The organism is Jiangella mangrovi (genome assembly GCF_014204975.1).
Classification (GTDB): Bacteria; Actinomycetota; Actinomycetes; order Jiangellales; family Jiangellaceae; genus Jiangella; species Jiangella mangrovi.
In genome coordinates, this window is sequence record NZ_JACHMM010000001.1 from 4,447,634 (window position 1) to 4,463,362 (window position 15,729).

The following is a 15,729-nucleotide window of genomic DNA, read 5'->3' on the forward strand; positions in this document are numbered from 1 at the left end:
AGCCCAGGCTTCTACGCTGCGCACCCGCAGCACTAGCCGCGCCTCGCCCCCTGTCATCGCGTCGCGTAAAGCCATCTCCCCCACGCGGCCGAACGTCTGAGTCACCGTAACGCGGAGGTCGGACTCATGCGGTGGCGAGCAAGATGGGCCGGGTCCTCGCGACATCCACGTCCTGATCCCTACCGCTGACGGCTACGCTCCGGGACGCGAGTTCGCCCTGCCGGATCATCGGCTGCCCTACGGCCTACGCGGCGGCGTGATCACGACGGCCACCCTGCGCGATGCCACCAAGTGGTCGGAGCTGGTGACCCGGCTCGGGCACCCGACCTTGGTCCGTCACGGCCCGCGGCACACCGCGCTCACGTGGATGGCTGACGCCGGTATCCCGCTCGACGTGCTGCAGAAGGTTGCCGGGCACCAGTCCCCCGACGTGACCTCGCGCTACCTGCACCCGGACCTGTCCGCGCTGCGGGCCGCTGGCGAGTCGTTCTCGGCCTGGTGGTCCAAGCCTGGTCCAAAACCGCCCCAGCTCCGCGTGATCGACGGTGCGGCCGAGACAAAGCAAGTCCCCTCTGACCTGCACAGAAGGGACTTGCAAACTGGTCGGGCTGACAGGATTTGAACCTGCGACCCCTTGACCCCCAGTCAAGTGCGCTACCAAGCTGCGCCACAGCCCGTGGCCGCCCCGCCTGCGTGCTGCGGAGCGATGAACAGTGTACCGCCTCCGGAGCACCGCTCCGGACACACACCCGCCGCAGCACCCAGCCGGGAGATCATCCAAGAAACGGGGTGCCCTGGCGCCCCGTTTCTTGGATGGTTCCGCAGCCCGAGCACGAGCGATCAGGGCCGCGGCCGCCGGCTGTCGTAGCCGTCGACGAAGGGCTGGGCGCGGACGTCCCCGTGCTGAGCCGCCCACAGCGCGGCCGACAGGCCCCACGCCAGCACCAGCACCATCAACACCACGACCACGCCCATGACAGCATCCCCACTCGACCCCGAAGCAGACCAATCAAACACCTACCTCCACAAGACACCAGTCCACTCTTCACAACAAGAGGCCAATCATGGAAGACTGGACTGATGGACGGCGGCAGGCTCGGCCCCAAGGACCTTCAGATGCTGCTCGGTGAGTGGGAGACCGAGGGCCAGAGCGCGTATCAGGCGCTCGCCGACCGCATCCGGCTGCTGATCATCGACGGCCGCATTCCGACCCGCACCAGGCTCCCGGCCGAACGCGAGCTCGCCCACGTCCTCGAGAAGAGCCGCACCACCATCGTCTCCGCGTACGGCGCCCTCAAGGAGACCGGCCACCTCGTCAGTCTGCGCGGGTCGGGCAGCGTCGTCGCCCTCCCCCACCCGCACGACCAGCCGACCACCAGCCCGGACAAGCAGCTCGTCGACTTCGCGCGGGCCGCGCCGGCCGCGATCAGCGGCCTCGAGACCATCATTCAGCGGGCGACGGCGAACCTGCCGCACGTGCTCAGCAAGACCGGGTTCGACCTCATCGGCAGCGGCGACCTGCGCGAGCGGATCGCCCGCCACTACACCAGCAGAGACCTGCCGACCAGCCCCAGCCAGATCATGATCACCCTCGGCGCCCAGCACGCCCTCGCCCTCATCGCGCGGACGTTCGTGCGCCAGGCCGACAGGGTTCTCGTCGAGTCGCCCACCTACCCGCACGCGCTGGACGCGTGGAGGCAGGCCGGCGGGCGCCTCGTCACCACGCCCGTCACCACCGAGGGGTGGGATCCGGACCGGCTGCGCGACACGTTCGAGCGGGTGCGGCCGTCGCTCGCCTACCTGGTCCCCGACTTCCAGAATCCGACCGGCGCCTCGATGCCCCCGGAGATCCGAGACGAAACCATCCACCACGCGCGAAGAGCCGGCACCGTCCTCGTCATCGATGAGACGACGGCCGACATCGATCTCGGGCGGGGCTGGACGGACGTCCCGTTCGCGGCGCGCGCGGATGGCACAAGGACGCTCACCGTCGGGTCGCTCGGCAAGAGCATCTGGGGCGGGTTGCGCATCGGGTGGATCAGGGCCGACGACGACGGCATCGGCTCACTCCACGCGGCGCGGGCGGCCGGCGACCTCGGGACGCCGGAGCTGGAGCAGCTCGTCGCCGCCGAGGTGTTCGAGGACTACGACGCGCTCGTCCAGCGTCGCATCGCGCAACTGCGCCACCACCGCGACGCCCTCGTCGACGAGCTGCACGAGCGGCTGCCGCAGTGGGAGGTCCCCGTCCCCGACGGCGGCACCTCGCTCTGGGTGGGGCTCGGCGCGCCCATCAGCTCCGCGCTCGCGTTGTTCGGCCTGACCAGGGGCGTCAGCATCATCGCCGGCCCGAAGTTCGGCGTCGACGGCGCGTTCGAGCGGTTCATCCGCATCCCCTACACGGGCGGCGTGGACGAGCTCGTGCGCGGCGTCCACCTGCTCGCGGACACCGCGCACTCACTCCCGGCTCTGCCGGCGGGACGGCCGGCGCCCCACCTCGCCGACGTCGTCTGACGGCGGCACGGCGGCACTCACTCCCAGCGGAACACCTTCGCCGACACCGCCGCAGCGACCACCGTGATGACGATCAGCGCCACGATGTTCGTCGCGCTCGGCCAGCCGCCGTCCCAGGCGGTCTGCATGGCCTCCATACCGGCACCCAGCGGCGACACGTCGCGGATCGGCCGCGCCCACTCGGGCATCAGGTCGCCGGGGGTCCAGACGCCGGCGAAGAACATGCTCGGGAAGAACAGCAGCATGCCGATCGACGTCGCCGCCTTGCCGGTCGGCGCGAGGGCGGCGACCAGCAGGCCGAGCCCGAACAGCGACGACGCCATGAGCAGGAAGCCGATCAGGAACCCGACCGGGTTGTCCGGCATGCCGATGTCGAACGCGACCGCGCCGAGCGCCAGCACGACCACCGCCGCGCCGACCGCCGCGACCAGGTTGACCAGCAGCTGCGCCGCCAGCACGTTGACCGGGTGCACCGGCGTCGTCGACAGCCGCCGCAGGATGCCCTTCTCGCGGTAGGTCGCGAGCACGGTCGGCAGGACGCTCAGGCCGAGCATCGCCGCCGCCAGGGCCAGCGACAGGACCGGCAGGAATCCGGCGCTCACGTTGTTCTCGTTGTCGCCCTCGGTGAAGCCGATCGAGCCGAAGATGACCAGGATGCCGATGGGGACGGCGAAGGTCATGACGGCCGAGGTGGAGTCGCGCAGGAACAGCTTCGACTCGACGGTGGTGATCTTGGTCAGGGTGGACATCGGAAGTCTCCTCTCCGGGTGGCGACGGCGTCAGGCCGCGGGCTGGGGCTCGAAGGAACGGCCGGTCATCGCGACGAAGGCGTCCTCGAGGCTGGCCTGGTCCATGCGCAGCTCGGCGGCGACGACGTCGTGCGCGGCCAGGGTGGTGATGACGGTGTACGGCAGGTTGCCGGTGCCGGAGACGACGTAGTGGGCGCCCTCCCGGCTGACGGCGGTGACGTCGGGCAGGGCGGTGAGGACGGCCTCGTCCAGCGGCGCCGACGGGCGGAACCGCAGCGTCTGCTCCGTCGACACCCGCGAGATCAGCCCGGCCGGGCTGTCGATGGCCGCCACGCGACCGCCGTCGATCAGCGCGAGCCGGTCGCAGAGCCGCTCCGCCTCGTCCATGAAGTGCGTGACCAGGATGATCGTGACGCCGCGCGCACGGACCTGCTCGATCAGCTGCCAGGTGTCGCGCCGCGCCTGCGGGTCGAGGCCGGTGGTGAGCTCGTCGAGCACGGCGATGCGCGGGTTGCCGACCAGCGCGAGCGCGATGGACAGCCGCTGCTTCTGCCCGCCGGACAGCTTCTCGAACCGGGTGCCGGCCTTGTCGGCGAGCCCGAGGTCGTCGAGCAACTCGGCCGGGTTCGCCGGCGACGGGTAGAACGACGCGTAGAGGTCCAGCGCCTCGGCGGCGGTGATCTTCTCGGGCAGCTCGCTCTCCTGCAGCTGCGCGCCGAGGACCCGGCGCACGTCCATGCGGTCGCGGACGGGGTCGAGGCCCAGCACGCTGACGCTGCCGCCGTCGGGCCGCCGCAGCCCTTCGACGCACTCGACGGTGGTGGTCTTGCCGGCGCCGTTGGGGCCGAGGATCCCGAAGATCTCGCCCTCCTCGACCTCGAATGAGACGTCGTCGACGGCGACGGTGCTGCCGTAGACCTTGTGCAGGTTCTTCACCTCGATGATGGGCATGGCAAAGCCGTCCTTCCTGCGGATGCTGCGACGTGGTGGAGTCTGTGGTGATGACGGAGTCAGGCCCGGCTCACGACTTCTGCGGCCGGAGGTCGATGGTGCGGACGAACCGCTGGATGCCCGCGAGCGTGAGGGCGAGCAGTGCGAGCGCGACGAGGACCGCGACGCCGTCGGGCAGCCGCTCGACGCCGAGCTCGTTCATGGCCGCGCCGGCCCAGCCCACGGACATGACGGCCTCGACGGCCAGCAACGGGAGCAGCAGCAGCGGGAGGGCCAGCGTCGGGCCGAGCCAGCCCCACTTGTAGTAGGCCGAGCCGATGAGCCAGCCGCAGGCGACATTGGCCGCGACGACGATCCAGACCTCCGGCACGGTGATCCAGAACTGGTAGCCGTGGTCGAACAGGTGCGGCGTCGTGTACACCGGCGTCTCGTCGACCAGCCGGTAGAGGCCGTACTCGAGCAGGTACCCGGCCCCCTCGAGCAGCGCCATGATGCCGGCCAGGGCGATGACGACCGCCGAGCCCGCCCAGCCGAAGCTGCGCCGCGTCACGCCGGACGCGATGGCGACCGGCAGGTAGGCCGCGGTGATGACGATGCCCATCGAGAGCGGGAAGTACCGGGTCGCGTACTGGGAGTTCTCCCAGATGCTCTCGCTGACCTCGCCGCCCTGGCCGACGAAGACCTGCAGGCCGATGCCGAGGAGGACGAAGATGATCGCGACGATCACCACGAACCAGAGGACGGCCACCGACAGGCCGAGCGAGAGGTCCTCGAATGCCGCCCGGGCGCGGCGGTAGGTCAGGGTGCTCATGCCGCGTTTCCCTTCGTGAGGTGGACGAACAGGTCCTGCAATGCGACCGGCGACAGCTCCAGGCCCCAGTCGGCGGCGACGGCGCGCGCGTCCGGGCCGATCTCGCCGTAGACGGTGACCGACTTGGTCCCGCCGAGCCGCTGCTCGCCGAGGACCGTCAGGCCGGCGGTGAAGTCGTCGACGGCGGTGGCGGGGCCGACGACGGCGGCGCCGCGCATGCGCAGCGACTCGGTGTCCTCGTGGACCACGAGCCGGCCGCGGTCGATGATGACGACCTGCTCGAACAGCCGGCCGACCTCCTCGATCAGGTGCGTCGACAGGACGATGGTGCGCGGGTGCTCGATGTAGTCCTCGAGCAGCACGTCGTAGAACGCGTACCGCGACGGCGCGTCGAGGCCGAGGTAGGCCTCGTCGAGCATGGTCAGCGGAGCCCGTGACGCCAGCCCGATGGTGATGCCCAGCGCCGACTTCTGCCCGCGCGACAGCTTCGCGACGCCGCGCTTCGACGGCAGCTGGAACAGGTCGAGCAGCCGCTGCGCGAACTCGTCGTCCCAGTTCGGCCGGAACCGGCGCGCCCGGCGCAGGATGCCCTTGACGCTGTCGCCGTCGACGACGACGTCGCTGGTCTCGCGGACCAGGCAGATCTGCTGGGTGAGCTCCTCGTTCTCGAACGGCTCGCGGCCGTCGACGAGGATGCTGCCCGTGGAGGCCCGGCGGAACGCGGCGATGAGCGACAGCAGCGTCGTCTTTCCCGAGCCGTTGCGCCCGAGCAGGCCGTAGATCTTGCCGCCCTCGAGCTTCAGCGTGAGGTCGTCGATCGCCGTCACGCCCGGATACTGGACCGTGAGGTTCTGGATCTCGATGCCGATCATGCGGGCTCCTCGGCCTTCAGCGAGCGGATGCGGGCGACGACGTCGTCGAGCGGGATGCCGATGACCCGGGCCTCGGCGACCATCGGCTCGACCACGTCGGCGAAGAAGTGCTCGCGCCGCTGCGCCAGGAGCATGTCGCGGGCGTCGGGGCTGACGAACATGCCGATCCCCCGTCGCTTGTACAGGACGCCCTCGTCGACCAGCTGCTGGAACCCCTTGGCGGCGGTCGCCGGGTTGATGCGGTAGTACGCCGCGTACTGGTTGGTGGACATCACCTGCTCGTCAGCTCCCAACGCGCCGCTGAGGATGTCGTTCTTGATGGACTCCGCGATCTGGTGGTAGATCGGGCTCCGGTCGTCGAACATGCGCACCCCCTTCGGTTCCTAGGTTCTTTACTTGACTAATGAACCGTAACACCGGCGAACCAGCGAACGCAAGCGGCGTCGATATCCCCGTCGTGGACCGATGAATCCTGCGCGCGCGGTGTCTCTGCCCTGGTGACCGTTCTTCACATGTTGAGGAGAGACACCATGCGCACGCTCATCGTCACGAACATCGTCTCGGCCGACGGCTACTACAACGGCCCCGGCCAGGACGTCATGGTCATGCCGTTCGACTCGACCTTCGACGACTACAACGCGGCGCGCCTGCGCGCCGCGTCGACCCTGCTGCTCGGCCGCACCTCGTACGAGGGGTTCCGCTCCTACTGGCCGCCGGTGGCGTCGCAGCCCGAGGTGCCCGAGGTCGAGCGCGAGATCTCGCGGCTGACGACGGCGATCGACAAGGTCGTCGTGTCCGACCGCCCGGCGCCGGACCCGTCGTCCCCGTGGGGCGAGGCGCTGTTCGTGCCGCGCGCGAAGGCCGCGTCCGTGGTCGCCGACCTGAAGGCCTCGGGCGCGGACGGCGACATCATCGTGTTCGGCAGCCGGACGCTGTGGACGTCACTGCTGCGGGCCGGCCTGCTCGACGAGGTCCACCTGCTGGTGGGATCGGCCTTCCTCGGCGGCGGGACCCCGGTGTGGGACGGTGGGCCGCGGACGCCGTTGCGGCTGCTGGACGCGCATCGCCTGGGCGACTCGCAGCTGGCCCTCCTCCGCTACGACGCCCGCCCGACGGCGTGAGCCCAGCCGCTCGCACCGTCGAACAAAGTTGATCTTGGAGAATCCGCGGGATTCATCGGACATTTCGGACCGGAACTCCGCGGTTACTCCAAGATCAACGCCGAAAGGCGGCCAAGCCGGATCAGAAGGCGTGGCCGAAGGTGGCGTGCGGCGAGTCCTTGATGACCGGGGCCTCCTCGCCGGCCCAGTCGGCCTCGCGGATGACCTTCATGGCGGCCTTGCGGGCCTCGCGGTCGAGCTTGTCGATGAACAGCACGCCGTCGAGGTGGTCGGTCTCGTGCTGGATCGCCCGCGCCAGCCGGTCCGAGCCCTCGATGGCGACCGGGTCGCCGTACATGTTGAAGCCGTGCGCGACCACGCGCAGCGCCCGGCGGCAGTCGTACTCGAGGCCGGGGAGGGAGAGGCAGCCCTCGGGACCGAACTGCTCCTCCTCGGAGAGTTCGAGCGACGGGTTGATGAGGTGACCGACCACGTCGTCGACGTCGTAGGTGAAGACGCGGAGGGAGACGCCGATCTGCGGGGCGGCGAGGCCGGCGCCGGGCGCGGCCTGCATGGTGTCGATCAGGTCGTTGACCAGCTGCTGGACCTCGCGGTCGAAGTCGACCACCGGCTCGGCCTGGGTGCGCAGCACCGGGTCGCCGAACAGGCGGATCGGACGGACGGCCATCTCTTACTCCTCGGGAACGATCAGGAACGACTACGACGACGAAGCGACCAGACCCAGCTGCGACAGCTCGTCGCGCAGCCGATCCGGGTCGGTGAAGTGCAGGCTCGTCAGGCCCAGCTCGGCGGCGGCGTCGACGTTGGGCGGGTTGTCGTCGATGTACACCGTCGACGCCGCGTCCAGGCCGTAGCGGTCGAGCAGGAGCTGGAAGATCCGCGGGTCCGGCTTCACCAGCCGCTCGGTCCCGGACACCACGATGCCCTCGAACCAGGACAGGAACTCGAACCGCTCGAGCGCCAGCGGGAACTTCTCCGCGGACCAGTTGGTCAGTGCGTACAGCCCCACCGAGCCCGACGAGCGCAGCTCACGCAGCAGCTCGACCGACTCCTCGATCGGCCCGCCGATGGTCTCGATCCACCGCTCGTCGTAGGCGGCGATCAGCGAAGCATGCTCGGGAAACGACGCCGTCAACGACGCGACCGCAGCGGCCCACGTCCGCCCCGCATCCTGCTCGGCGTTCCAGGCAGGCGTGGTGACCTCGGCCAGGAACCGCTCCACGTGCTCCTCGGACGGCAGCAGCGTCCGGTACAGGTAGCGCGGGTCCCAGTCGACGAGCACTCCCCCGAGGTCGAAGACGACCGCCTCGGGCGCGCTCATACGTTGAAGCCGAGCGCCCGGAGCTGCTCACGTCCCTCATCGGTGATCTTGTCCGGCCCCCACGGCGGCATCCACACCCAGTTGATGCGCAGCTCGGCGACCAGACCGTCGGTGGCGGCCGCGGCCTGCTCCTCGATGAGGTCGGTCAGCGGGCAGGCGGCGCTGGTGAGGGTCATGTCGACGGTAGCGACGTTCTGCTCGTCGACGGTGACGCCGTAGATGAGGCCGAGGTCGACGACGTTGATGCCCAGCTCGGGGTCGACGACGTCGCGGAGGGCCTCCTTGAGGTCCTCGAGGTCGACGGTGGTGGTCATCGTGCATCCTCCTCAACGGTGACGGGGCCGGCCATGGCCCGCGCCGTCGCGTCCTTGAAAGCCATCCAGCTCAGCAGCGCGCACTTGACCCGGGCCGGGTACTTGGCGACGCCGGCGAAGGCGATGCCGTCGCCGAGCACGTCCTCGTCGGGCTCGATCTGTCCCTTGCCCTGCATCAGCTCGACGAACACGCGCTCGGTCTCGAACGCGTCGGAGACCGAAGACCCCGTCAGCAGCTCGTGCAGCACGCTCGCCGACGCCTGGCTGATGGAGCAGCCCTGACCCTCGTAGGACACGTCCGTGATGGTCGAGCCGTCGAGCGCGACCCGGACGGTGATCTCGTCGCCGCACGTGGGGTTGACGTGGTGCGCCTCGCCGCCGAACGGCTCGCGCAGCCCGCGCCCGTGCGGGTGCTTGTAGTGGTCCAGGATGATCTCCTGGTACAGGCTGTCGCTCACCCGAAGAACCTCTTCACCTGATGGAGACCGTCGGCGAGCGCGTCGATCTCGTCGAACGTCGTGTACAGGTAGAACGACGCTCGGGTCGTCGCGGGTATTCCGTACCGGACGCAGACCGGCCGCGCGCAGTGGTGCCCGACGCGGACGGCGACGCCCTGCTCGTCGAGGAGCTGGCCGACGTCGTGCGGGTGGATGCCGTCGACGACGAACGAGACGGTGCCGCCGCGCGACTCCATGGAGTCGGGCCCGATGATGCGGACGCCGTCGACGCCGCGCACCTTCTCGAGCGCGTACGCCGTGATCGCCTGCTCGTGGTCGTGGATGCGGTCCAGCCCGACGCCGGTCAGGTAGTCCACCGCCGCGCCGAGACCGATGGCCTGCGCGATCGGCGGGGTGCCGGCCTCGAACTTGTGCGGGATGCCGGCGAACGTCGACCCCGTCATCTCGACGGTCTCGATCATCTCGCCACCGCCGAGGAACGGGGGCAGCCCGTCCAGGACCTCGCGCCGGCCCCACAGCACGCCGATGCCCGTGGGCCCGACCATCTTGTGGCCGGTGAACGCGAGGAGGTCGACGCCCAGCTCATTGACGTCGATGGGCTGGTGCGGCACCGACTGCGAGCCGTCGAGCAGCACCAGCGCGCCCACCTCGCGGGCCCGCGCCACCACCGTCGCGACGTCGTTGACGGTTCCGAGGCTGTTCGACTGGTGCACCAACGAGACGATCTTCGTCCGCTCGTTGATCAGCTCGCCGATGGTCGAGAGGTCGAGCCGGCCCTCGTCGGTGAGCCCGAACCAGCGGAACGCCGCGCCCGTGCGCTTCGCCGCCAGCTGCCACGGCACGATGTTGGAGTGGTGCTCCATCTCGGTGACGACGATCTCGTCGCCCGGGCCGAGGCGGTAGCGCGGGTCGTCGGCCAGGCCGCTGGCCAGCGTGTGCGCCACCAGGTTGAGCGCCTCGGAGGCGTTCTTGGTGAAGATGATCTCGTCGCGGCTGGGCGCCTTGATCAGCGCCGCGAGCTTGTCGCGGGCGCCCTCGTAGGCCGCCGTCGACTCCTCGCCGAGCTGGTGCACGGCCCGCGCCACGTTGGCGTTGTGCCGCGAGTAGTGCTCGGCGAGGGTCTCGAGCACCGCCGCCGGCTTCTGCGAGGTGTTCGCGGAGTCGAGGTAGACCAGCGGCTTGTCACCGGCGAGCCGCCGTTCGAGGATCGGGAAGTCCTTGCGGACCCGATCCACGTCCAGCGGGCTGTGCGGTGCGCTCACGTCTCGCTCCTCGATGATGATCGACGACGGTGCCGGCCTGGGGTGCCGACGGGGTCAGGCGGGGGTGCCGACGTAGTCGACGTAGCCCTTCTCCTCCAGCTTCTCCGCCAGCTCCGGGCCGCCCTCCTCGGCGACGCGGCCACCGACGAAGACGTGCACGAAGTCGGGCTTGATGTAGCGCAGGATGCGCGTGTAGTGCGTGATCAGCAGGACGCCCTTGTCGCCGGCCGCGGAGAAGCGGTTGACGCCGTCGGACACGACCCGCAGCGCGTCGATGTCGAGGCCGGAGTCGGTCTCGTCGAGGACGGCGAACTTCGGGTTCAGCAGCTCGAGCTGCAGGATCTCGTGGCGCTTCTTCTCGCCGCCGGAGAAGCCGGTGTTGAGGTCGCGCTCGGCGAAGTCGTCGGCGATGGCCAGCTGGTCCATGGCCTGCTTGACGTCCTTGACCCAGGTGCGCAGCTTCGGGGCCTCGCCGTCGACGGCAGTCTTGGCGGTGCGCAGGAAGTTCGACACCGACACGCCCGGCACCTCGACCGGGTACTGCATGGCCAGGAACAGGCCGGCGCGGGCCCGCTCGTCGACCGTCATGGCCAGCACGTCCTCGCCGTCGAGCAGCACCTCACCGCTGGTGACGGTGTACTTCGGGTGCCCGGCCAGGGAGTACGCCAGGGTCGACTTGCCCGAGCCGTTGGGGCCCATGATGGCGTGCGTCTGGCCGCTCTGGACGGTGAGGTCGACGCCGCGCAGGATCTCCTTGGGGCCGGCCTCGGTCTCGACGGAGACGTGCAGGTCGCGGATCTCCAGGGTGCTCATTCTCTCGATGCCTCTCGGGTGTTCTCGGTGGTCAGTGCGTCGTGGTGGCGGCCGGCAGGCCCTCGCCCAGCGCGAGCTCGCGCTCGACGGTGGCGGTCAGCCGCTCGGCGATCTCCGGTACGCCGATCTTGTTGATCAGCTCGGTGAAGAAGCCGCGCACGACCAGCCGGCGGGCCTCGTCGGCCGGGATGCCCCGGGCCATCAGGTAGAACAGCTGCTCGTCGTCGAACCGGCCGGTGGCGCTGGCGTGCCCGGCGCCCTCGATCTCGCCGGTCTCGATCTCGAGGTTCGGCACGGAGTCGGCGCGGGCGCCGTCGGTGAGCACCAGGTTGCGGTTGAGCTCGTAGGTGTTGATGCCCTCGGCGGCCGGCCGGATGAGCACGTTGCCGATCCACACCGTGTGCGCCTTGGAGCCCTGCAACGCGCCTTTGTAGAGCACGTTGCTGCGGCAGTTGGGCTGGTTGTGGTCGACGAACAGGCGCTTCTCGAGGTGCTGGCCGCTGTCGGCGAAGTACAGGCCGAGCAGCTCGGCGTCGCCGCCGGGCGCGGAGTAGTCGAGCGTGACCGACGTGCGCACGAGGTCGCCGCCGAAGCTCACCACGACGTGCTTGACGACGGCGTCGCGGCCCACGCTGACGTGGTGGTGCGACAGGTGGACGGAGTCGCCGGCCCAGTCCTGCAGGCTCACCAGGGTGAGCTTGGCGCCGTCGTGCGTGACGACCTCGACGTTGTCGAGGAACGCCGCCGAGCCCTCGTGCTCGAGGACGACGACGCTCTGGCTGAACCGCTCGGCCGTGATGACGACGTGGCCGGCGGCGGCCTTCTCGGCACTCAGGCCGCGCAGCCGGACCACGGTGGGCTTCTCGGCGACGACATCGGCCGGGACCGTGATGGCCAGCACCTTGTCCGCCTCGGCCCAGGCCCGGGCACTGGCGCGGTCGTTGGGCACGTAGCCGGACGAGCCGCGGCGCGGGTCGGTGGCCTCGACGGTCTCGACGACGACGCGCGGGTCGGCGTCGACGCTGACCTCGTAGTCGTGGCCGTCGAGCGGGGTGTCGTCGTGCAGGCCGCGCAGCCGCGCCATGGGCGTGAAGCGCCACTCCTCTTCGCGGCCGTGCGGCACGACGTGGTCGGCGACGTCGAACGAGGCGACGGTGTCGAAGGCGCTGCCGCCGTGGTCGGGCGCACCGGCGCCGTGCGAGTGCTCGGTGAGGCCGTGCTGGGCGGCCTGCTGAGCCGTGTCGGTGGTCATCTGCTCTCTCTCGTGGGGTCTCGGGCTGCTTGGTGCGGTGGGTGCGGCGGCGCCGTCAGCCGACCGCGCCCTCCATCTGCAGCTCGATCAGCCGGTTCAGCTCGAGCGCGTACTCCATGGGCAGCTCGCGCGCGATGGGCTCGATGAACCCGCGCACGATCATGGCCATGGCCTCCTCTTCGGTGAGGCCGCGGCTCATCAGGTAGAAGAGCTGGTCCTCGCTGACCTTGGAGACGGTGGCCTCGTGGCCCATAGAGACGTCGTCGTTGCGGATGTCGACGTACGGGTAGGTGTCCGAGCGCGAGATGGTGTCGACCAGCAGCGCGTCGCAGCGCACCGTGCTGGCGGAGTGGCTGGCGCGCGGCATGACCTGCACCAGGCCGCGGTAGGAGGTGCGGCCGCCGCCGCGGGCCACCGACTTCGACACGATGGAGCTGGAGGTGTTGGGCGCCAGGTGCACCATCTTGGACCCGGAGTCCTGGTGCTGGCCCTCGCCGGCGAACGCGAGCGACAGCGTCTCGCCCTTGGCGTGCTCGCCCATGAGGTAGATGGCCGGGTACTTCATGGTGATCTTGGAGCCGATGTTGCCGTCGATCCACTCCATGGTGGCGCCCTCGGCGGCCGTGGCGCGCTTGGTCACCAGGTTGTACACGTTGTTCGACCAGTTCTGGATGGTCGTGTAGCGGACCCGGGCGCCCTTCTTCACCACGATCTCGACGACCGCGCTGTGCAGGGAGTCCGACGTGTAGATGGGGGCGGTGCAGCCCTCGACGTAGTGGACGTAGGAGTCCTCGTCGGCGATGATCAGCGTCCGCTCGAACTGGCCCATGTTCTCGGTGTTGATGCGGAAGTAGGCCTGCAGCGGGATCTCGACGTGGACGCCCTTGGGCACGTAGATGAACGAGCCGCCGGACCAGACCGCCGTGTTGAGCGCGGAGAACTTGTTGTCGCCGGCCGGGATGACCGAGGCGAAGTACTCCTTGAACAGCTCGGGGTGCTCCTTGAGACCGGTGTCGGTGTCGAGGAAGATGACGCCCTGCTCCTCGAGGTCCTCGCGGATCTTGTGGTAGACGACCTCGGACTCGTACTGCGCGGCGACGCCGGCGACGAGGCGCTGCTTCTCGGCCTCGGGGATGCCGAGCTTGTCGTAGGTGTTCTTGATGTCCTCGGGCAGCTCGTCCCACGAGGCCGCCTGCTTCTCCGTCGACCGGACGAAGTACTTGATGTTCTCGAAGTCGATGGTCGAGAGGTCGGCGCCCCACGTCGGCATGGGCTTCTTGTCGAACAGGCGCAGGGCCTTGAGCCGCGTCTCGAGCATCCACTCGGGCTCGTTCTTGAGCGCGGAGATCTCGCGGACCACGGTCTCGTTCAGCCCGCGCTTGGCGGCGGCGCCGGCGCTGTCGCTGTCGGCCCAGCCGTACTCGTAACGACCCAGGCCCTCGAGCTCGGGGTGAGCGGTGGTGGTCATATCTGGGAGATCCTCTCCGCGGAGTCGTTCTGCTTTCCTGTGGTCCCCGTGGCGGTGCCGCTTCGGGGAATGTGCGTGGTGCAGACCCCTTCGCCGTGCGCGATGGTGGCGATGCGCTGGACGTGGGTGTCGAGCAGCCGGGCGAACGCCTCCGTCTCGGCCTCGCACAACTGCGGGAACTGCTCGGCGACATGCGCCACCGGGCAGTGGTGCTGGCACAGTTGCTCGCCGGTGACCGGCGAGGCCTGGGCCGAGGCGGCGTAGCCGTCGGCGCTGAGGGCGTCGGCGAGCGCGGCCGCGCGCTGCTCCGGAGCTACCGATTCGATGATAGGCCGGTAGCGCTCTTCGAGGTCGGCGATCCGGCGACGCGCGAACTCCGTGACGAGGTGCTCTCCCCCGGTCTCGGCGAGGAACTTCAGCGCGCCGACGGCGAGGTCGTCGTAGGCCTGCTCGAACGCGTCGCGTCCGGCCGGAGTGAGCACGAAGACCTTGGCCGGACGGCCCCGGCCGCGGTGGCCGTAGACTCGCTCCTCGCGAGCCTCGATGACGCCCTCGGCGAGCAGGGTGTCGAGGTGGCGGCGCACCGCCGCCGGCGTCAGGCCCAGGCGCTCGCCCAGGGCGGCCGCCGTCGAGGGGCCGTTCTCGAGGATGGAGCGGGCGACCCGCTCGCGGGTGCGCGCGTGCGCCTCCTGGACACCGGGGTCGTCCCCCGGGGCCCGGACAGCGTCGCGCACGTTTTTCACAACACCATCGTGCTCTTTTTCATTCGCCGACTCAACCTCCTTGCCGTGCGATGCGTCACGCAGGTCAGCCTTACCTTCGTTGCTGCTCGGACCCGGTTGGATACGGTCCGGGCGGGTACGCCGCCGGTCGGAGGTGGTTCGCCGTGGAGGCTCTGGTCGTCCTACTCTTCGCCGCGCTGGCCCTGGCGGTGCTCGTCGTCGTGCGGTACACGCGGTTCGCAGCCCGGCGACGTCACGCCGACCTGCGCGAGTTCGTACGGTCGCGCGACTGGGGCTTCGCCGCGTCCGACGACGAGCTGACCCGGCGCTGGCCCGGTCCCCCGTTCCACCCCGGCGGCGGCGTCGCGCGCCCCGTCGTCCGCGGGACGCACCGGGGCCGCGAGTTCACCGCATTCGAGTACCTCTACGAGGTGACGCCCTCGGCCACGGCGAAGACCGCGATCCCGCACCGGCACGCCGTCGTCGTGGTCCCGCTGCCCGGCTCGGTGCCGGAGCTGGCCGTGACCAGGCAGAACGCCGTCAGCGGTGCGTTGGCGCGGGCCCTGGACCTGCCCGGGGCCGAGGTCGGGGACGAGCGGTTCGAGCGGCGGTACCACGTCGCCTGCGCCGACCCGCTGTTCGCGGCGACGGTGCTGCAGCCGCTGGTGGTGCAGGGGCTGCTGGACGGGCCGGCGTGGGAGTGGCGGCTTTCTGGGTCCGAGATGATCGCGTGGGACGGCGGGCACCTGGGCCCCGAGCGGCTGCTGACCAGGCTCGACGCGATGGCCGACGTGCTCGACCGGGTGCCGGCGGAGGCGTGGCGGCACGGCGGCTGAGCGTCGTTTGTCCGGGTTCTCGTAGGGGTACGGAGTGGGCATGACCCTTGGCCGTGGCATCTTCCTGATGACGCTGGGGCTGATCCTGGCGCTGGGCGTGCGCGACCGCGTCGGCGCGTTCGACCTGAGCGTCATCGGCTGGATCCTCACCGGTGTCGGCCTGCTGATCTTCGCGCTGGCGTTCGTGGTCGGCCCGGCGCGCGCGGCGCGCGAGCCGGAGGTCGTCGACGAGCAGGACGATGTCGGCGGCGAGGTCTGACCGGTTGTC

20 protein-coding genes and 1 tRNA gene are annotated in these 15,729 nt (G+C 70.0%); 5 read left to right on the plus strand and 16 right to left on the minus strand.

What is annotated here, in order from left to right; all coding sequences use genetic code 11:
* Window positions 1–256: 256 nt before the first annotated feature.
* Window positions 257–622 (plus strand): tyrosine-type recombinase/integrase, encoded by a 366-nt coding sequence (locus HD601_RS20645; protein ID WP_221441163.1) that lies wholly within the window; start codon window positions 257–259, stop codon window positions 620–622.
* Here the strand turns inward: HD601_RS20645 and HD601_RS20650 are convergent.
* Together HD601_RS20650 and HD601_RS34950 are read right to left on the minus strand one after the other, a co-directional pair.
* A tRNA-Pro gene (locus HD601_RS20650) sits at window positions 601–677 on the minus strand. The genes HD601_RS20645 and HD601_RS20650 overlap by 22 nt on opposite strands.
* A 163-nt stretch (window positions 678–840) precedes the next feature.
* Entirely contained in the window at window positions 841–975 is a 135-nt protein-coding gene (locus HD601_RS34950) for a hypothetical protein (RefSeq protein ID WP_281386332.1), read from the minus strand.
* A 105-nt stretch (window positions 976–1,080) separates the two neighbouring features.
* Between HD601_RS34950 and yczR the strand changes: the two genes are divergently transcribed.
* A complete protein-coding gene (gene yczR / locus HD601_RS20655; RefSeq protein ID WP_484496889.1) occupies window positions 1,081–2,511 on the plus strand; it encodes a MocR-like transcription factor YczR in 1,431 nt (476 codons plus the stop codon).
* Window positions 2,512–2,528: 17 nt separating this feature from the next.
* Here yczR and HD601_RS20660 read toward each other — a convergent pair whose 3' ends face one another.
* The 5 genes from HD601_RS20660 to HD601_RS20680 all read right to left on the minus strand — a co-directional run bounded on the left by HD601_RS20660 (window position 2,529) and on the right by HD601_RS20680 (window position 6,259).
* Window positions 2,529–3,260 (minus strand): ABC transporter permease, encoded by a 732-nt coding sequence (locus tag HD601_RS20660; protein ID WP_184825017.1) that lies wholly within the window; start codon window positions 3,258–3,260, stop codon window positions 2,529–2,531.
* Between the two features lie 30 nt (window positions 3,261–3,290).
* Complete coding sequence (locus HD601_RS20665; RefSeq protein WP_184825019.1) at window positions 3,291–4,211, minus strand: ABC transporter ATP-binding protein; 921 nt, start codon at window positions 4,209–4,211, stop codon at window positions 3,291–3,293.
* A gap of 70 nt (window positions 4,212–4,281) precedes the next feature.
* Window positions 4,282–5,022, minus strand: a complete 741-nt coding sequence (locus tag HD601_RS20670) for a hypothetical protein (RefSeq protein ID WP_184825021.1) — start codon at window positions 5,020–5,022, stop codon at window positions 4,282–4,284.
* Complete coding sequence (locus HD601_RS20675; RefSeq protein ID WP_184825024.1) at window positions 5,019–5,894, minus strand: ATP-binding cassette domain-containing protein; 876 nt, start codon at window positions 5,892–5,894, stop codon at window positions 5,019–5,021. Before HD601_RS20675 ends, HD601_RS20670 begins: the two co-directional genes overlap by 4 nt.
* Entirely contained in the window at window positions 5,891–6,259 is a 369-nt protein-coding gene (locus HD601_RS20680; protein ID WP_184825026.1) for a GntR family transcriptional regulator, read from the minus strand. Before HD601_RS20680 ends, HD601_RS20675 begins: the two co-directional genes overlap by 4 nt.
* A gap of 165 nt (window positions 6,260–6,424) precedes the next feature.
* Here HD601_RS20680 and HD601_RS20685 point away from each other — a divergent pair, with 165 nt between their 5' ends.
* Window positions 6,425–7,015: a dihydrofolate reductase family protein gene (locus HD601_RS20685; protein WP_184825028.1), complete on the plus strand. Its 591-nt coding sequence runs from the start codon at window positions 6,425–6,427 to the stop codon at window positions 7,013–7,015.
* 121 nt (window positions 7,016–7,136) lie between these two features.
* On the opposite strand, the gene def is transcribed toward HD601_RS20685, so the two are convergent.
* Genes def through HD601_RS20730 form a run of 9 tightly spaced genes read right to left on the minus strand, consistent with a single transcriptional unit; the run spans window position 7,137 to window position 14,646 of the window.
* On the minus strand, window positions 7,137–7,682 hold the full coding sequence (def, locus tag HD601_RS20690; protein WP_184825036.1) for a peptide deformylase: 546 nt from the start codon (window positions 7,680–7,682) through the stop codon (window positions 7,137–7,139).
* Window positions 7,683–7,712: 30 nt separating this feature from the next.
* Window positions 7,713–8,336 (minus strand): HAD family hydrolase, encoded by a 624-nt coding sequence (locus HD601_RS20695; RefSeq protein WP_184825039.1) that lies wholly within the window; start codon window positions 8,334–8,336, stop codon window positions 7,713–7,715.
* On the minus strand, window positions 8,333–8,650 hold the full coding sequence (locus tag HD601_RS20700; RefSeq protein WP_184825041.1) for a metal-sulfur cluster assembly factor: 318 nt from the start codon (window positions 8,648–8,650) through the stop codon (window positions 8,333–8,335). The genes HD601_RS20695 and HD601_RS20700 overlap by 4 nt, the downstream gene beginning before the upstream one ends.
* Entirely contained in the window at window positions 8,647–9,108 is a 462-nt protein-coding gene (gene sufU, locus HD601_RS20705; RefSeq protein WP_184825043.1) for a Fe-S cluster assembly sulfur transfer protein SufU, read from the minus strand. The genes HD601_RS20700 and sufU overlap by 4 nt, the downstream gene beginning before the upstream one ends.
* The gene (locus HD601_RS20710; RefSeq protein ID WP_343076435.1) at window positions 9,105–10,370 is read right to left on the minus strand and encodes a cysteine desulfurase; all 1,266 of its coding nucleotides are present in this window, start codon (window positions 10,368–10,370) and stop codon (window positions 9,105–9,107) included. Before HD601_RS20710 ends, sufU begins: the two co-directional genes overlap by 4 nt.
* A gap of 54 nt (window positions 10,371–10,424) precedes the next feature.
* On the minus strand, window positions 10,425–11,183 hold the full coding sequence (gene sufC, locus HD601_RS20715) for a Fe-S cluster assembly ATPase SufC (RefSeq protein WP_184825045.1): 759 nt from the start codon (window positions 11,181–11,183) through the stop codon (window positions 10,425–10,427).
* 31 nt (window positions 11,184–11,214) lie between these two features.
* On the minus strand, window positions 11,215–12,435 hold the full coding sequence (gene sufD, locus HD601_RS20720) for a Fe-S cluster assembly protein SufD (protein ID WP_184825047.1): 1,221 nt from the start codon (window positions 12,433–12,435) through the stop codon (window positions 11,215–11,217).
* Between the two features lie 55 nt (window positions 12,436–12,490).
* Window positions 12,491–13,903 (minus strand): Fe-S cluster assembly protein SufB, encoded by a 1,413-nt coding sequence (gene sufB / locus HD601_RS20725; RefSeq protein ID WP_184825049.1) that lies wholly within the window; start codon window positions 13,901–13,903, stop codon window positions 12,491–12,493.
* Complete coding sequence (locus HD601_RS20730) at window positions 13,900–14,646, minus strand: helix-turn-helix transcriptional regulator (RefSeq protein ID WP_184825051.1); 747 nt, start codon at window positions 14,644–14,646, stop codon at window positions 13,900–13,902. Before HD601_RS20730 ends, sufB begins: the two co-directional genes overlap by 4 nt.
* Window positions 14,647–14,789: 143 nt before the next feature.
* Here HD601_RS20730 and HD601_RS20735 point away from each other — a divergent pair, with 143 nt between their 5' ends.
* Both HD601_RS20735 and HD601_RS20740 read left to right on the plus strand, forming a co-directional pair.
* The gene (locus HD601_RS20735) at window positions 14,790–15,461 is read left to right on the plus strand and encodes a hypothetical protein (RefSeq protein WP_184825053.1); all 672 of its coding nucleotides are present in this window, start codon (window positions 14,790–14,792) and stop codon (window positions 15,459–15,461) included.
* Window positions 15,462–15,501: 40 nt separating this feature from the next.
* Window positions 15,502–15,720 (plus strand): DUF6458 family protein, encoded by a 219-nt coding sequence (locus HD601_RS20740; protein WP_184825055.1) that lies wholly within the window; start codon window positions 15,502–15,504, stop codon window positions 15,718–15,720.
* Window positions 15,721–15,729 lie beyond the last annotated feature (9 nt).

Coding starts and splice junctions, on each gene's coding strand:
- HD601_RS34950 (WP_281386332.1), bottom strand. CDS start 975: ATGGGCGTGGTCGTGGTGTTGATGGTGCTGGTGCTGGCGTGGGGCCTG.
- yczR (WP_484496889.1), top strand. CDS start 1,081: ATGGACGGCGGCAGGCTCGGCCCCAAGGACCTTCAGATGCTGCTCGGT.
- HD601_RS20660 (WP_184825017.1), bottom strand. CDS start 3,260: ATGTCCACCCTGACCAAGATCACCACCGTCGAGTCGAAGCTGTTCCTG.
- HD601_RS20665 (WP_184825019.1), bottom strand. CDS start 4,211: ATGCCCATCATCGAGGTGAAGAACCTGCACAAGGTCTACGGCAGCACC.
- HD601_RS20670 (WP_184825021.1), bottom strand. CDS start 5,022: ATGAGCACCCTGACCTACCGCCGCGCCCGGGCGGCATTCGAGGACCTC.
- HD601_RS20675 (WP_184825024.1), bottom strand. CDS start 5,894: ATGATCGGCATCGAGATCCAGAACCTCACGGTCCAGTATCCGGGCGTG.
- HD601_RS20680 (WP_184825026.1), bottom strand. CDS start 6,259: ATGTTCGACGACCGGAGCCCGATCTACCACCAGATCGCGGAGTCCATC.
- HD601_RS20685 (WP_184825028.1), top strand. CDS start 6,425: ATGCGCACGCTCATCGTCACGAACATCGTCTCGGCCGACGGCTACTAC.
- def (WP_184825036.1), bottom strand. CDS start 7,682: ATGGCCGTCCGTCCGATCCGCCTGTTCGGCGACCCGGTGCTGCGCACC.
- HD601_RS20695 (WP_184825039.1), bottom strand. CDS start 8,336: ATGAGCGCGCCCGAGGCGGTCGTCTTCGACCTCGGGGGAGTGCTCGTC.
- HD601_RS20700 (WP_184825041.1), bottom strand. CDS start 8,650: ATGACCACCACCGTCGACCTCGAGGACCTCAAGGAGGCCCTCCGCGAC.
- sufC (WP_184825045.1), bottom strand. CDS start 11,183: ATGAGCACCCTGGAGATCCGCGACCTGCACGTCTCCGTCGAGACCGAG.
- sufD (WP_184825047.1), bottom strand. CDS start 12,435: ATGACCACCGACACGGCTCAGCAGGCCGCCCAGCACGGCCTCACCGAG.
- sufB (WP_184825049.1), bottom strand. CDS start 13,903: ATGACCACCACCGCTCACCCCGAGCTCGAGGGCCTGGGTCGTTACGAG.
- HD601_RS20740 (WP_184825055.1), top strand. CDS start 15,502: ATGACCCTTGGCCGTGGCATCTTCCTGATGACGCTGGGGCTGATCCTG.